Source organism: Alphaproteobacteria bacterium HT1-32, assembly GCA_009649675.1.
In the GTDB taxonomy this organism is placed as follows: Bacteria; Pseudomonadota; Alphaproteobacteria; order Rhodospirillales; family HT1-32; genus HT1-32.
This window is the reverse complement of sequence record WJPL01000001.1, coordinates 1850882-1866899: the sequence shown is the minus strand read 5'-3', so window position 1 is coordinate 1866899 and position 16018 is coordinate 1850882. Positions and strand designations below refer to the sequence as shown.

The 16018-nt window shown below is 58.6% G+C and carries 10 protein-coding genes; 4 read left to right on the top strand and 6 right to left on the bottom strand.

Going from position 1 to position 16018, the window contains the following annotated elements; all coding sequences use genetic code 11:
- Nucleotides 1-2: 2 nt before the first annotated feature.
- Entirely contained in the window at nt 3-3065 is a 3063-nt protein-coding gene (locus GH722_08835) for a response regulator (protein ID MRG71874.1), read from the bottom strand.
- A gap of 134 nt (nt 3066-3199) precedes the next feature.
- Between GH722_08835 and asnB the strand changes: the two genes are divergently transcribed.
- Nucleotides 3200-4975, top strand: coding sequence for an asparagine synthase (glutamine-hydrolyzing) (gene asnB, locus GH722_08830; protein MRG71873.1), 1776 nt, complete (start codon nt 3200-3202; stop codon nt 4973-4975).
- Here asnB and GH722_08825 read toward each other — a convergent pair.
- Together GH722_08825 and GH722_08820 are read right to left on the bottom strand one after the other, a co-directional pair.
- Complete coding sequence (locus GH722_08825) at nt 4972-5985, bottom strand: gamma-butyrobetaine dioxygenase (GenBank protein MRG71872.1); 1014 nt, start codon at nt 5983-5985, stop codon at nt 4972-4974. The two genes, asnB and GH722_08825, sit on opposite strands and share 4 nt — an antisense overlap.
- On the bottom strand, nt 5985-6944 hold the full coding sequence (locus GH722_08820) for an NAD-dependent epimerase/dehydratase family protein (protein MRG71871.1): 960 nt from the start codon (nt 6942-6944) through the stop codon (nt 5985-5987). Before GH722_08820 ends, GH722_08825 begins: the two co-directional genes overlap by 1 nt.
- Nucleotides 6945-7160: 216 nt before the next feature.
- On the opposite strand from GH722_08820, the gene GH722_08815 reads away from it, so the two are divergent.
- The 3 genes from GH722_08815 to GH722_08805 are packed head-to-tail and all read left to right on the top strand — an operon-like array spanning nt 7161 to nt 11174.
- Nucleotides 7161-8552, top strand: coding sequence for a hypothetical protein (locus tag GH722_08815; protein MRG71870.1), 1392 nt, complete (start codon nt 7161-7163; stop codon nt 8550-8552).
- Nucleotides 8553-8556: 4 nt separating this feature from the next.
- A complete protein-coding gene (locus tag GH722_08810; GenBank protein ID MRG71869.1) occupies nt 8557-9825 on the top strand; it encodes a hypothetical protein in 1269 nt (422 codons plus the stop codon).
- A 14-nt stretch (nt 9826-9839) separates the two neighbouring features.
- Complete coding sequence (locus tag GH722_08805) at nt 9840-11174, top strand: FAD-dependent oxidoreductase (protein MRG71868.1); 1335 nt, start codon at nt 9840-9842, stop codon at nt 11172-11174.
- On the opposite strand, the gene gyrB is transcribed toward GH722_08805, so the two are convergent.
- The 3 genes from gyrB to GH722_08790 are packed head-to-tail and all read right to left on the bottom strand — an operon-like array spanning nt 11171 to nt 15937.
- Nucleotides 11171-13606 carry a DNA topoisomerase (ATP-hydrolyzing) subunit B gene (gene gyrB / locus GH722_08800; protein MRG71867.1) on the bottom strand — a complete coding sequence of 812 codons (2436 nt, stop codon included), beginning with the start codon at nt 13604-13606 and terminating at the stop codon, nt 11171-11173. The genes GH722_08805 and gyrB overlap by 4 nt on opposite strands.
- A 5-nt stretch (nt 13607-13611) precedes the next feature.
- Nucleotides 13612-14766 carry a DNA replication/repair protein RecF gene (recF, locus tag GH722_08795; GenBank protein MRG71866.1) on the bottom strand — a complete coding sequence of 385 codons (1155 nt, stop codon included), beginning with the start codon at nt 14764-14766 and terminating at the stop codon, nt 13612-13614.
- 58 nt (nt 14767-14824) lie between these two features.
- Complete coding sequence (locus GH722_08790) at nt 14825-15937, bottom strand: DNA polymerase III subunit beta (protein MRG71865.1); 1113 nt, start codon at nt 15935-15937, stop codon at nt 14825-14827.
- Nucleotides 15938-16018: the final 81 nt, after the last annotated feature.

The window sequence follows — 16018 nt, the reverse complement described above, 5'->3', positions numbered from 1 at the left end:
CGTCACGTCATCAACCTGTCAATTGCATCCCTTAATTCATCAACAGTAGGTGACAGCACTGTCGCCACCAGTTCTGCTGATTCAATATCCTCAGCGTCCAGCATATCCTGCAGGTCCGATGCAAGATTTCCCAGCCGCGTTGCGCCAATTGACAAGGCAGCCCCTTTCAGAGAATGGGCTTCCTCACGCGCAGTAGGCACATTACCGACGCTTACTGCAACCTCAATCCTCTTTATCCTGTCCGGCAGATCCTCCACGAACTCCCGGAGAAAGTCCCGGGCCTCGTCATCAAAAGCCCCGAAGCTGTCGGTCAGCCTGTCGAGTGCAAAAATATCCGGATCAATGCTGTCCATAACGGCGGACGGTACCGGTTCTTTCGCTCCTCCCCGCTGACGGAGGTCCAGAGCCTGTGGCAGTCTGGATTCCAGCATTGCTGCAAGCCGGGCACTTTCAATCGGTTTGGTCAGATAGGCATCCATCCCGGCATCAAGACAATGCTGTTCCGTCCCGACCAGCGCATCTGCCGTCAGGGCAACAATGGGCAGATGACGGCCGGTTCCTGCTTCCCCGGAACGGATCGCTTCCGTCAGTTCAAACCCGTCCATTTCCGGCATATGAAAGTCTGTCAGCAACAGGCCAAAGCCGTCTTCTTCCAGTCGTTCCAGCGCCTGCCTGCCGTCATTCACAACTTCATGTGCATAACCAAGGCGCTGCAGATGACGGCTGATGACAACCTGATTCGTCTTATTGTCCTCTGCCACCAGAATAACGGCATTCGCAGCACGGGCCTGTTCCAGCGGCGGCGGGACGAAACCGGCGTCAGACGCCATTCCCGTCATATTCAGCTTCTCCAGTTCCACCCGGCCCCGACTGGCCGCCATCACGTTCCATAGTCTGATACGCCGGACCGGGTGGATCAGATTGGCGTAGTAGCCCGCCCGTTCCGCACTGCTGAGGGACGAGAACAGCAACCGTGATGCAACCAGAACCAGCTTGCGTTCAGGATCGGGGGCAATCCGGTTAAGCTGCCGGGCCAGAGATACTCCCTGTCCACCAGCCAGCATCGCCTCAACAAGAATCAGGCCAGGAAGAGTCCCGGCTTTGGCAGCATCAAACAGGGCCTGCGGGCTATCCAGCCGAACCGGGTCGGGTGCTCTGGCAAACCGAAGTGCCCGTTCAATCATTTCAAAGGGCGTATCTTCAAACCCGACGACAGCAACGGCACAGTCCGAGATATCCGCAGGCGGCATGACCGGTCGCGGATCAACGATTGTCATGGGAATTTCAACCCAGAATGTTGACCCCTCTCCCGGAACACTCTCAACGCCAATGCGGCCTCCCATCATGTCGGCAAGACGATGCGAGATGGCCAGACCAAGCCCTGTCCCGCCAAACTTCCGGGCGGTCGAGCTGTCCGCCTGCTCGAAAGGCTGAAACAGGCGGGCCTTCTGTTCTTCCGACAAACCGATGCCGGTATCCTCCACCTCCAGCCGCAGCCTGAGTTCACTGCCAGCCTCTGTCGGGCAAAGAATCGGCAGACAAATGCGCAGGGACACTGTGCCGGTTTCCGTGAACTTGATCGCATTCCCGCCAAGGTTCAGCAGAATCTGACGCAGTCTGGTCGGATCACCCTTCAGCCGCTGTGGCAGCCGGGGGTCAATATCGACAGCAAGATGGAGACCTTTTTCCTCGGCCCGCAAGGCCAGCAGGTCTCCCACATCCTTGGTGATCTCACCCGGATCGATATTCAGCATCTCGATATCGAGACGCCCGGCTTCAATCTTCGAGAAGTCGAGAATATCGTTGATGATACCAAGCAGCGCCGAGGAGGACTGCCGGATGATGGTGGTCATGCCGCGCTGGTCATCATCCAGTTCGGTCTGGTCCAGCAATTCGGCCATCGACATGACACCATTCATCGGTGTGCGGATTTCATGACTCATCGAGGCCAGAAAATTTGATTTCGCCTGCGTTGCCGTTTCAGCGACTTCACGGGCCTGCTCAAGGGCAAGGTTGGTACAGGCCAGTTCTTCTTTCTGCGCAACGATCCTGCCCCCGATTCGCCGACGCCATTCGAACAGTCCGACAAACATCAGCAACAGAAGGCTGACACCGATTTCCCAGGATGCCGCCCGCAATGCTGTCGCGATCTGAAGTGACCGGTCAACAGACAGATACAGGGTCCAGTCCGCTGCATTCAGTGGCAGGGCGATCTCATGATCTGCTCTGCTGAGCTGGCTGCCCACCGGCAGGAAAACATTCCCGTCCCGCTCGCTCAGAATCAGTCTGCCATATTGCTCCGGAAACGCCTCGATGAAGCGGTTAAGCTGGCGCAATGCCAGATCGACGGCGACGACTCCCGCAAAACGGTCTTCCAGATAGATCGGACGTCCAATGGTGATGACCGGCCCCTGCCCCCCGTTGTCTTCATAAACCCGCGTCAGAAACTCGCCTTTTTCCGGGTTCCTCTCCGGCGCACCCGCCGCAAACCGTTCTGATTCAAGCACCTTGTCGGAATAGGCAACCCAGGTTGATGGCACCCATGGATAGACCAGCTGAAAGCGGTTCAGAGAAGTGTAATAGACCCAGGGAATATCCGGCTGTCTCTCACGGGCCAGACGAAAGACCGTGCGCAGGGCCAGCGCCATCTCCATCTCGGCCATGAAGTCATCCTTGCGACCGGTGAGCGGGCCGACCCCTGTCATATTGCCGACCAGTGACGGGCTGAACCCGCGGGCCGGATGGTCCAGATTGAAATGCCCGTTCGCGTCTTCCTGCAGGGCAAGGAACAGATCGGTCGGCGGGGCGAAAGGCGGCCTGCTTTCATGAAGATCAATCGCCAGCCGCTGCAGCAATGCGACGACCGTTGCCGCATTATTGATGACGTCATCCAGATCACCGGCGACCTTCCGGGCGTTGATCATCGCCTTGTCCTGAAGCTGAGACTCATAGTCCAGAAAGCGGGTCACAGCGAAACTCACGGCCCCGGCGGTAACGGCAATATAGAAGGCAGCCAGTATCAGCCGGAGGCTCCGCTTATCACCGGACAAGATCCGTTCACTCACTACAGAAACTCCCTTTGAAGCAGCAATGATACTGTCGATATACAATCACCGGCGCAACAATATGCTGACAGTGTTAATGCCAGCCTGCCAAGCATCCGCTTTCGCTGTCTTCCGCGCCGGTTTATAAGCCGGTCATGTGTGGAATTAACGCAATATTCGCCTACCACCCGGATGCGCCACCGGTCGCACTGGCAGAGCTGATTGCTGTCCGTGACCGCATGGCCAAACGCGGGCCGGATGGCGCGGGCGACTGGATGTCCGCCAACAACCGGATTGGTCTGGGACATCGCCGCCTCGCCATCATTGACCTCAGTCCTTCCGGGCATCAGCCGATGCTGGCTGGCGGCCCCGATGATCCGGTCATCACCTATAACGGCGAGATTTATAATTACCAGGCGCTGCGAAGTGAATTGCAGGCCGCCGGCATCCGGTTCCACACTGAATGCGATACAGAAGTGATCCTGCGCCTCTATCAGCGCGACGGTATCGACGCTTTCACGAAGCTCCGAGGCATGTTTGCCATCGCTATCTGGGACCCGAAGCGTCACGAGATGATACTGGCCCGCGACCCCTTCGGTATCAAACCGCTGTATCTTGCGGATGATGGCAAAACAATTCGCGTTGCCTCTTCTGCCCGGGCGCTCTCGGAACGGCCGGAAGTTGACAGTCATATCTCCGCGGCGGGTGCGGTCGGATTTCATCTGCTGGGCAGTGTCCCCGATCCCTTCACCATCTGGCAGGGCATCATCGCCTTGCCGGCCGGAACCAGCATGGTTGTTGGCCGCAACGGGGCGTCATCTCCCCGCAAGTTTTTCGATCTGGCTACAGAGATCAACGGACCGGGTGCCGGCGAAGGTGATCTGGCATCGGCATTGCGTGACAGTGCCGCCGCCCATCTGGTCGCCGATGTCCCGGTCGGGCTGTTCCTGTCCGCCGGACTGGATTCAACCACCATCGCCGGTCTGGTTTCAGAAATTTCCGGCGATCCGGCCCGGGCCATCACTCTGGGTTTTGAGGAATTTGCCGACACGCCCCGTGACGAAGTACCGCTGGCAACCCTTGCCGCACGTCATTACGGCTGCGACCATGATATCCAGCGGGTATCTGCCCGTGAATTTGCTGACAATGCAGAAACCATCACAGCCGATATGGATCAGCCGACCATCGACGGGGTGAATGTCTGGTTTGTCAGCCGCGCCGCCCGGCGGGCGGGCCTGAAAGTTGCGCTCTCCGGCCTTGGCGGAGACGAGATGTTCTGCGGTTATGACACCTTCACGGATGTCCCGAAAATCAGACGGCTGGCGCGTATGGCGCTGGGGTCACGCAAGCTCGGCGTTGCTGCCCGTCATGTTATCGGCGCCCTGCCGCTCCGTGGGCGGTCGCCGAAAATCTCCGGCCTGTTTGAATATGGTGGCACAACCGAGGGGGCCTGGCTGCTGCGCCGCGCCCTGCGCATGCCGTGGGAGCTGGATCAGGTCATGGACCCGGACATGGCCGCAGAAGGACTTGGCATGCTTGCCATCGAACAGCGCCTCCGGGCAACCCGTACCGGTATTGATAATCTGACAGATCAGATTCAGGCACTGGAGACAGGCTGGTACATGCAGAACCAGTTGCTGCGGGATGCAGACTGGGCCGGTATGGCACATGGGCTGGAAATCCGGGTTCCTCTGGTCGATCCGGTCCTGTTCCGGCATATCCGCAGGCTCACCGCCAGCGGCCAGCGGCCCGGCAAACAGAACATGGCCAGAAGCGCCCGCCCGCTGCTGCCCGGAGAAATCCTGAACCGCCGGAAAACCGGCTTCTTCGTTCCCGTGGCAGACTGGGTACTGGGCGACAGGCCGGCAGGAAAATCCGGCAGAGGTTATCGTGGCTGGGCGAACCGGATTGCCGGACAGTTCGGGTTCTAAAGACGGGCGCTTTTCCGCTCGTAAATCGTCGAGGCATCTGCTTCCATCGCAATACCATCCACCGGATAAAACCTGTCGATCTCCGGCACGACCGGACGGGCATTATCAGCCCGGATCCACAGGCGCAGCAGCAGACGCTTGCGGTCGGCCGTATCCCAGTCGTCATAGGCCGTGCGGGCATGCAGGGTGGTCAGATTGTTGAAAAACAAGGCCTCGCCCGGCTCCAGAGCAAAATGCAGGCAATGTTCGGGGCTGTCCGCCAGTTCATCAAACAAGACCAGCGCCGCCTGCTGCCGGTCGGTCAGGGGATGCCCGTCCTCAGCCGCCCAGGTGATATGCTCACGCAGATAAACGCAGCTGACCCGTCCTGCGGATTCTGAAAATACCGGCACCCGGTAATCGGTGATTTCCGGTTCGCCCGGCGGCTGTTCCCCGCGCCAGTGATAGGGAAATCCCCGGTATAGTTCGGCCAGCAGGTCCGGCGCCTGCTGTTGCATGGCATCATGTACAGACAACGCATTGGTCAGGCGGGACAGCCCGCCGGTACGGGCCTGACGAACACAAAGCAGACCAACCAGATCATTTGCATCCGTATGCAGCCGCAGCTCACGGCTGGTCCGGTAGCCGCGTTCATTCGGATTGGTGCCGGATACATCGGTGACATGCCCCAGCCGGTCGCCAAGGCGGCTCTGTGAAACCGCATGTCCGAAGCAGGCCCCGATCAGACGAAAGGCACGGGCGGTCTGTTCAACCGACCACCGGTCGACGGGGACGCCTGTGAGGACAACAACGCCTTTACCATCCATCAGGCTGTCCCTGACAGGTTTGAGCGCCTGTAAAAGCGGTGCCAGAAGTTCAGGGGATCTGGCGAAAGACGGGTCGCTGATATCATCCGTCTTCAGCTGATCCAGTATCCGTTCAATCAGTTCCAGCCGTTCACCCAGCGGAACCATGAAGGTTGATTTTCCGGCCACTTCGCCGGCCAGCCATCGGTCGATACCCTGCATCATCAGTCCTCCGGTTGCGCGGCCAGCAAACGGTCGAAATAGGCAATCGTGCGGCCCAGCCCGTCACGCAGCGGAACGGTGGGATTCCAGCCCAGTTCCGCCTTTGCAAAGCTGATATCCGGGCAGCGCTGCATCGGATCGTCTTCCGGCAGTGGCCGGAACACCAGTTCCGAAGACGACCCGGTCAGGTCAATCACCAGTTCGGCAAGCTCACGGATCGTGAACTCTCCCGGATTGCCAAGATTCATCGGGCCGGTCACATTATCCGGTCGGGTCATCAGCCGGACGAAGCCTTCAATCAGGTCATCCACGTAACAGAAAGACCGGGTCTGATTGCCCTCACCATAAATGGTGATCGGCTCACCCGTCAGGGCCTGAATAATGAAATTGGAAACCACACGGCCATCATTCGGATGCATGTTAGGGCCGTAGGTGTTGAATATACGGGCAACGCGAATCGGCAGTTTATGCTGACGGAAATAGTCGAAGAACAGGGTTTCTGCGCAGCGTTTTCCCTCATCATAACAGGCACGCGGGCCGATGGGATTGACGTTTCCACGATAGCTTTCGGGCTGCGGATGAATTTCCGGGTCACCGTAGACTTCGCTGGTCGATGCCTGAAAGATCTTCGCGCCTGTGCGTTTTGCCAGACCCAGCACGTTGATCGCGCCATGCACAGTGGTCTTCGTGGTCTGTACCGGATCGGCCTGATAATGCACCGGTGAGGCGGGACAGGCGAGATTGTAGATCTCGTCAACTTCCACATAGAGCGGAAAGGTCACGTCATGGCGCATGAACTCAAAATGCGGATTCTGCAGCAATGGCAGGATGTTATCGCGCGATCCCGTAAACAGGTTGTCGACACAGAGGACATCACAACCATCATCCAGCAGTCGTGCACAGAGGTGCGAGCCCAGGAATCCGGCCCCGCCGGTAACCAGAACCTTGCGTCGTTGCAGCATCAGGATTTTCGTCTCACTTCTGAAAAGGAAGACGACGTTACCACCACCGATTTGCCCCTTCAAACCCGCGTTTCAGGGTCCGCTGCCCGGAATAGGCTTCATCTATTGCATTTCTTTCGGTTTCAAATGGTATCTGACCGTTTAATGACCGCCCACTCTGGACTATGTTAGGTCTGTCCGGGAAGAATAACCCGGTCAGTTGCGGGGAATATCGAGATGGTACTGTCACCCTACGCGGTGCAGTCGCGGGAAAATGATGAACTGAAAAGCCAGGAAGCTTCTCTGGTCGATACCGCGCGCCGGATCGCCAAGGACCGCCAGGGCCGTTTCGCCGTGCATATTCACCTGTCCGACCTTCGCCCCCATCCCCGCCGTGAACAGTTCATCCGGATCGCCACGCGGACCTTCGATCATCTCGTCACCCGTATGGACGCGCAGGTCTTTCTGCTGGGCAACCTCGACATCATGCTGGTGACCAAGAACACCCGCATGGCCGATATTGACGAATCCGTCTACAAGCTCCGCGCCCTGTTTCATGAAGATCCCATCGCCTTTGCCGACCCGGTCTCCGGTGAAGACCGTTTCTGCACCTGGTACAACCTGCTGCAGGAATACGAAATCTGGCTGCGTATCGTTGCCGAGCTGGCCTCTGAAGAACGCAATCCGCGCAAGGCCCGTGCCCGCAAGGCAAACCAGCCCGCCGAACTGGAAGGGATGGATCCTGACCGGCTGGCCAAGGTCGATCTTGCGCTGCAGAAACTCAACATTGCCGGAATTATCCGCAAGCAGGCTGCCGTTGATATCGCCATGGTGCAGGGGTCTGCCCGTATCATGTTCGAGGAATACACGGTTTCCGTCATGGACCTCCAGCGCACCGTCGCGCCGGAGGTCAACCTGCTGTCCGACCGCTGGCTGTTCCAGCATCTGTCGCTGACGCTGGACCGCCGGATGCTGTCGGTCATGTCGCGTATTCCGCTGACCAGTGAGGGCATGAGTCTCAATCTGAACATACCAACCGTTCTGTCCGATGAGTTTCAGGTGTTTTGCGACAGGCTGCAGGATAACGGGGGCGCCCGTGTACTGGTCGAGTTGCAGCCCATCGATATCTTCGCCGACCTCGCCGAATATACCCGGGCACGGAAGGTTATCCGGGATGCCGGCTTTACTGTGATTGTTGATGGCATCAACCATCTCGCACTACAGTTCATTGATCCCGGCGAACTCGAACCGGATATCGTCAAGATCATCTGGTCGAACGAGGTCAAGGACCTGCTGATCGGTGACCGGGCCGAGGAGTTTGCCCTGCTGCTCGACCGTGTTGGCCGCGAGCGGGTGCTGTTGTCACGCTGTGACTCGGAACATGCCGTACGCTGGGGTATTGACCTCGGACTGACGAAATTCCAGGGGCGGTATATTGATGCCATGCTGGGGGCGACGACCATGGCCGCCTGCGAAAAAAGCCAGATGTGCACGTTGCAGCAATGCGTTACCCGGCGCAGCGCCATCGGCGGCTCCCTGCCCCGTGAATGTCCGAATCCGCCGATGCTGAACGCCGTGCGCGAAATCACCGCACCAAAGCTGATGCGCCCGAAACGGACGGAGGGCTGAAATCATGGCAACTCAGCCGAAAACCCAGCAGTCCGTTCTGCCAAGCCAGGAAAACCTGTTGCTGGATTATGTCCACCGGCTGGAACGCCACCGGGCCGGGCGACGTGCCGTGCATATTCATATCTCGCGCCTGCGGGCTGAGAACCGGCGCGAAAACCATGTCCGGATTGCGGCAAACGCCTTTGAGACCCTGATTCGCAACCGGATGGGCCAGATATTCACCCTGAGCAATACCGATCTGTTTTTCGTCTTCAAGATGGAGGCGATGGATGAAGCAGAATCTGCACTGGTGCGAATCCGTTTTCTGTTCAGCGAAGATTCACTGCTGTCGAAAGACCTTTCCGGAGAAGCAGCGGATTTTCTGACCTGGTACAATATCGAGCAGGAATATGAGCAGGTTCTGAAGCTGGCGCAGCAATTCGTTCACGAAGAGCGCGAACGCCGGGTCCTGGAAGAAGCCGAACAGGCAGTCGCCAAGTTTGATGACCGGCCAAGAGGGACGGACATGACGCCGGAGGTCCTCGCCAAGGTAGAGGAATCTCTCAGCCGCGCCGACCTGTCGAACATGATGCGGCGACAGTCCGTCTGCGCCATTGTGGGTCAGGCCCCGCCGCAACCGGTCTTTTCCGAGCTGTTCATTTCCATTTCCGACCTCCGCAATACCTTGCTGCCGGACGTCAACATGGTCTCCAGCCGCTGGCTGTTTCAACATCTGACGGAGACCCTGGACCGGCGGATGCTGTCACTGCTCAACAAGAATGATGACCGCTCGATCACCGGCGACATCTCGATCAACCTCAATATTGCGACCCTGCTGTCTCAGGAGTTTCTCAGCTTCGACGACAATGTGAAGGCCGGCATGCGGGGGTCCATTGTCATCGAGTTGCAGCAGGTCGATATCTTTGGTGATCTCGGTGCCTATATGTTCGCCCGGGACTTCACCCATGAACGCGGCTATCGCATCTGCATTGACGGCCTGACGCAGATGACCCTGCCCTTCATTGATCGCGAGCGGCTGGGGGCGGATATGTTCAAGATCGTCTGGGATCCGCGCGCGGCCGCAGCCAGCAACAGTGACGCCCCGGAGAAAATCCGCGACATCGTTCAGCGCAACGGTGCCATGCGGGTGATTCTCTGCCGTTGTGACAACAATGATGCCATTGAGTTCGGCCACCGATGCGGCATTCAGTTGTTTCAGGGCCGTCATGTCGAAACCCTGCTGGCATCCGAGATGCGCCGCCGTCAGATGCCCGGACTGAACCGTCAGTACTGACCTGATAAACAGACATGTCTGAAAAACCGAAAGTCTCGCGCCGTCACTTCCTTGGCACTGCTGCTGCGACCAGCGGTCTGTCGGCTCTGCCGCTGCGCTCATCCCGTTCCGCCGACCGGGATGTGGTGGTCATCGGGGCCGGCATTGCCGGTATTACGGCTGCCCGCCTGCTTCGGGAACAGGGCTATTCGGTGACCGTTCTGGAAGCCCGGTCGCGTATCGGCGGACGGGCCTATACCGAAAGCAAGACCTTCGGCATCCCCTATGATCATGGCTGCGCCTGGCTGCATAGCGCTGACATCAACCCGCTGACCGATCTTGTCCGGGGGGCGGGTTACGACGTTCAGGATGAAGGCAGCCGTGACATCTGGCTGCATTTCGATGGTCAGGAAGCAAGCGACGGCGACTATGCCAGCGCGGGAGAAGCCTATGGCATGCTGCAGGACCGTCTGGAAAGCTGGAGCGGTGAGCGGGACATGTCAGTCGCTGAGTTGTCCCCGCCAAATGACCGGTTCGACCGTCTTGCCCATGCCCGTCTCGGCCCGCTGGAAGCCGGTGTCGAAACCAGTTCCCTGTCGGTCGCCGATGTAAATGTACAGGAAGGTACCGGCGTTGAATACATGGTCCCCCGCGGGATGGCCAAAGCCATTCTGGACGGTATTGGCGGTGTCGATGTGGAACTCGGGAAACCCGTCGACCTGATCGACTGGAGCGGCGATGCGGTTGCCGTCTCCGGCACCTGGGGCACCCTCACGGCGCGAACAATTGTCATTACCGTCTCATCCGGCGTGCTGGCTTCCGGGCATCTCCGTTTTGTGCCCGCGCTTCCGGAATGGAAACACAGCGCCATCACGACCCTGCCGATGGGCGTGCTGGAGAAAACCGGTTTTCTGCTGGCGCCCGGCAGCATCACGGATGCAGATACAAACACCCTCTATGTTCAGGGCAGCGAGACAGCGATGATCTGGGATTATCTGCTGAAACCTTTCGGCTCCGATCTGGTGATTGCCTTTTCAGGCGGCGAGGACGCCCGCGATCTGCACAAGCTGACGGATCAGGACGCGACTGAAGCAGCTCTGGAAGGTCTGATCTCCGTCTTTGGCTCCGATATCCGCAAGGCCGTCCGCAAAACGCATCTAACGAACTGGGCTGATGACCCCTGGGCGCTCGGTGCTTATGCCGCAGCCACCCCCGGCAATCTGAAAAGCCGGCAAGCCCTCAGCCAGCCCGTTGCAGAACGGCTTTTCTTTGCCGGCGAGGCGGTGATTCCGGAGTGGGCCACGCAGGCAACTGCCGCCTGGCTGTCCGGCAGGCAGGCGGCAGAAGATATCATCCGCAAGCTCGGTTAAACGTCGAGGTTCGCAACCTTCAGGGCGTTGGTCTGAATGAAATCACGTCGCGGTTCAACCACATCACCCATCAGGGTCGAGAAGATTTCATCCGCTTCATCCGCGATCGAGACCTTCACCTGCAACAGGGTCCGCGCATTCGGATCCAGCGTCGTCTGCCAGAGCTGATCCGGGTTCATCTCGCCCAGCCCTTTGTAACGCTGAACCGCGATGCCCTTGCGGCCAACTTCCATGACGGTTTCGACCAGATCAATCGGGCCGACAATCCGCCGCTCCATATCTTTCGCGAAGAACGTCCCGTGCTGGGCGAAGAATTCCTGCAACTGAGCAGCCAGCATGTCGAGACGCCGGGCTTCACTGCTGCGGATCAGGGACGCATCAATCGCATAGCGTTCCGTCACACCACGGAGCGTGCGCGAGAAAATAAGACGGCCATCTGTTTCCGAGACACCGGCCCAGCCCTTCTCATATTCGCTTTCCAGTGCATTCAGGCGCGTGGCTATATAACCCGCGACGGCCGCACCCTTCTCGGTGTCGTTCAGCATTTCAGCATTCAGCGCCCCGGCAATCGCGGCCTGTTCTGCAATCCGTACCGGCATATGCCGGCTGATTGCATCCAGCAGCCCTTTCGCCTCCCGTGCTGTATTCACGATCGCCCGCAGGTCGGTACCCCGGATCTGCGTTCCGTCATTCAGGGTAAGGCCAGCCTCGTGAATACCCGTATCGACCAGGAAGTCACCGAGTGATTTCTCATCCTTGAGATACTGCTCGGAATTGCCTTTCTTGGCGCGATAGAGCGGCGGCTGAGCAATATAAAGATATCCCTTCTCGATCAGTTGCGGCATCTGACGATAGAAGAAGGTCAGCAACAGGGTCCGGATATGACTGCCATCGACGTCAGCATCGGTCATGATGACAATCTTGTGGTAGCGGCATTTCTCAATATTGAAATCATCCCGGATACCGGTGCCGAGCGCCGTGATCAGGGTGCCGATTTCGGCGGAAGACAGCATCTTGTCGAACCGCGCCCGCTCCACATTGAGAATTTTACCCCGCAGCGGCAGGATCGCCTGATTCGAGCGATCACGCCCCTGTTTGGCAGAGCCACCGGCGGAATCACCCTCGACCAGGAACAGTTCGGATTTCGCAGGGTCACGCTCCTGACAATCCGCCAGCTTTCCGGGCAGCGACGAGATATCCAGCGCACCCTTGCGGCGGGTCAGTTCGCGTGCCTTGCGCGCGGCCTCACGGGCGGCGGCGGCTTCGACAATCTTGCCGATGATCTTCATGGTCTCTTTTGGATGTTCCTCGAACCACTGGTCGAGCTTTTCACCCACAACCGATTCCACAATCGGCCGGACCTCTGACGAGACCAGCTTATCCTTGGTCTGTGACGAGAACTTCGGATCCGGCACCTTGACCGACAGGACACATGTCATCCCCTCACGGGCATCATCGCCGGAGATCGAGACCTTCATCTTCTTCGCCAGACCCGAATTCGTCGCGTAATTATTGATCGTACGGGTCAGCGCGCCACGGAAACCGGCGAGGTGCGTACCGCCGTCCCGCTGCGGAATATTGTTCGTAAAGCAGTGCATGCTCTCGTGGTAGCTTTCGTTCCACTGCAGCGCGACCTCAACGGTAATACCGTCCTTCTCACCGAAAGCAACGATGGCACCCTCTGTCACCGATGTCTTGTTGCGGTCCAGATACTCGACGAAAGAAGCCAGCCCGCCCTCGTAATGCAGGTCGACGACGGTGTCTTCCACGCCACGGGAATCCGTCAGCTTCAGCGCCACACCGGAATTCAGGAACGCCAGTTCCCGCAGACGGTGTTCCAGCGTCGGAAAATCGAATTCCGTCATGGTGAAGGTTGTGCTGGCCGGCATGAAGGTAACATGCGTCCCCTTCTGGCCATTTGCCGGGCCGACAACACGCAGATGGTCAACCGTATCGCCATGTTCGAAACGAACGGCATGTTCCTTGCCGTCCCGGAAAATCCGCAGTTCCAGATAATCTGACAGCGCGTTTACAACCGAGACGCCAACGCCGTGCAGACCGCCGGAAACCTTGTAGGAATTCTGGTCAAACTTACCGCCGGCATGAAGCTGGGTCATGATGACTTCCGCCGCAGACACACCCTCTTCCTCATGCATATCAACGGGGATACCGCGACCATTATCGGTCACTGTCACGGAACCGTCACCATTGAGTGTTACGGTCACCAGATCGCAATGTCCGGCCAGCGCCTCATCAATCGCATTATCGACGACTTCATAGACCATATGATGCAGGCCCGAGCCGTCATCGGTATCACCGATATACATGCCGGGTCGCTTGCGCACCGCTTCGAGCCCACGCAGAACCTTGATCGATCCGGCATCATAAGCTTCCGGGTCTATGGGCAGGGGTGTATTTTCTTCACCAGTCATGATCTTCAGCTATCCGGTTGGGGGTAAAGGGTCGCATCTTCTATACGCACGAAACAGGCGCGCCGTTCCAGCGCACTGAACTGAACACGATCTGCGCCGGTCAGAAACGCCTGGGCACCGATCTCGTCAATTTCGTCAAACAGGGCCGCACGCCGACCTTCATCGAGATGGGCACAAACTTCGTCCAGCAACAGCAGCGGCGCAAATCCGCGCAGCCGCGCCTGCATTCTGGCATTCGCCAGTACGATACCGATCAGCAGCGCCTTCTGTTCACCGGTTGAGCAATCTGCTGCCGGCATGTCTTTTGCGGCGAACCGCACCGCAAGATCGGCCCGATGCGGGCCGAATGTGGTCACACCGGCGGCGGCATCCAGCGACCGGTTCGAAAACAACCGCGCTTTCAGCGCCAGTTCCGCATCAAGGGCCGGGCGATCCTGCAACAGCCCCGCCGTCTCACAATCATAGGACAGCAGTGCCGTCGGAAACGCACTGGATTCCTGATCCGCGGCGAGGTTCGCCAGCCGAGTCACGATATCCTGACGCGCAGCCGCAATCGCAATCCCGAGGCCGGCCATCGTCTCTTCAATCGCCGCAACCCATGCCGGGTCGACCCGACCCTCGCGCAACAACCGGTTCCGCTGGCGCATCGCATTTTCATAGGCATTGACCCGCGAGGCATGTTCCGGATCAGCACCAAAAACCATCCGATCCAGAAACCGCCGGCGTTCGCCAGCACCTTCGATAAACAGCCGGTCCATCTGCGGTGTCAGCCAGAGCATGCCAAGATGGCGGCCAAGATCAGCCTGTGCCTTGACCGGCTCGCCATCAATCGCAACCACCCGGCGCTCACGGCCATCGCCCGTCACTTCACGGGCCGTACCAATTTTCATCTCGCCTGCAGCAGTACGAATTCCGGCGGAAACACCCCAGGTTTCGGTCTCCGCGGCATCCTTGCGCAACACATCGCCAATTTTTGCGCGCCGCAAACCACGTCCCGGTGACAGCAGCGATATCGCTTCCAGCATGTTCGTCTTGCCGGCACCGTTTGATCCGAACAGCACCGTTGTCTGTCCTGCCACCTTCAACCGGGCGAAGCCATAACAACGAAAATTCGTTACCGTGACATCGTCAACCGACAGCCCCCCCGAAGGTCCGGTCATGGACAGCGGCAGGGCCGTGTCATCAACGCGGTTGGCCGGATCGGCATATCCCAAACCGTCACACCCTCATCGGCATCAGCACATAGAGCGCCGAAGCATCGCCGCTATCGCTGACAATGGTAGGCGAGGACGCATCGGACATCAGAAAAGATGCATGATCGCCTTTGATCTGATCGAGAATGTCGAGCATATAGCGCGAATTGAAGCCGATCTCGATCGCGGTTGAATCATAATCAATCTCGACCTCTTCCGTGGCCGACCCGTTATCCGGGCTGGTTGCCGACAGAATGAGATTGGAAGGCTGAACCTCCAGCTTGATCGCCCGCGATTTCTCGGTCGAAATGGCTGAAACACGGCCAGCCGCATCAACCAGACTGCGCCGGTCAACACTCATCTGCTTGTCGTTATCTGCAGGAATGACCCGCTGATAATCCGGGAAGGTGCCATCAATCAGCTTCGAGCTGAGCACCGCCTTGTCGAAGGCGAAACGAATACGCGTATCAGACAGGCTGATCGAGAGCACCGTACCGGTTTCATCAATCAGCTTGCGCAATTCGGCGACCGTCTTGCGGGGCACAATCACGCCCGGCATTTCAGACGCGCCGTCCGGCATCGGGGTCTCAACACGGGCCAGGCGATGACCGTCGGTGGCAACCGCACGCAGCACGGGCTCGCCGTTGCTTTCCGTTGCATGCAGATAGATACCGTTGAGGTAATACCGGGTTTCTTCCGTCGAGATGGCGAAATGCGTGCGGTCAATCAGTGCCCGCAGATCAGCGGCAGCCAGCTCAAACTGGTGCGGTAGGTCATTGCTGGTCGTCGCCGGGAAATCATCTGTCGGCAGACAGGGCAGCGAGAACTTCGACCGGCCGCTGCGCAGGGTCAGGTTTTCACCCACCGCTTCGATCTCAACCTGGCTGCCATCCGGCAACCGGCGGACAATGTCATACAGCGTATGAGCCGGCGCCGTTGTCGCCCCGTCCGTCGTCACCGTTGCCGGCGTGGTTTCGACAATATCAATATCCATGTCAGTCGCCGTCAGGCTCAGCGAATCACGATCCGCCGACAGCTTTACATTGGACAGGATGGGAATTGTGTTACGCCGTTCAACGACACTCTGCACATGTGAGAGAGACCTGAGTAGCGTCGCCCGTTCGATCGTCAGTTTCATTGCGTCTCGGATGCTTTGTGGTTATCGGAACCCCGACCCCTGAACAGGCCGCAGGACCAAGCCGTTCGTCACTGGCCTGAC

Excerpts from the sequence above, each read along its gene's own strand:
- asnB (MRG71873.1), top strand. The coding sequence starts at position 3,200 with ATGTGTGGAATTAACGCAATATTCGCCTACCACCCGGATGCGCCACCG.
- GH722_08825 (MRG71872.1), bottom strand. The coding sequence starts at position 5,985 with ATGATGCAGGGTATCGACCGATGGCTGGCCGGCGAAGTGGCCGGAAAA.
- GH722_08820 (MRG71871.1), bottom strand. The coding sequence starts at position 6,944 with ATGCTGCAACGACGCAAGGTTCTGGTTACCGGCGGGGCCGGATTCCTG.
- GH722_08815 (MRG71870.1), top strand. The coding sequence starts at position 7,161 with ATGGTACTGTCACCCTACGCGGTGCAGTCGCGGGAAAATGATGAACTG.
- GH722_08810 (MRG71869.1), top strand. The coding sequence starts at position 8,557 with ATGGCAACTCAGCCGAAAACCCAGCAGTCCGTTCTGCCAAGCCAGGAA.
- GH722_08805 (MRG71868.1), top strand. The coding sequence starts at position 9,840 with ATGTCTGAAAAACCGAAAGTCTCGCGCCGTCACTTCCTTGGCACTGCT.
- gyrB (MRG71867.1), bottom strand. The coding sequence starts at position 13,606 with ATGACTGGTGAAGAAAATACACCCCTGCCCATAGACCCGGAAGCTTAT.
- recF (MRG71866.1), bottom strand. The coding sequence starts at position 14,766 with ATGACCGGACCTTCGGGGGGGCTGTCGGTTGACGATGTCACGGTAACG.
- GH722_08790 (MRG71865.1), bottom strand. The coding sequence starts at position 15,937 with ATGAAACTGACGATCGAACGGGCGACGCTACTCAGGTCTCTCTCACAT.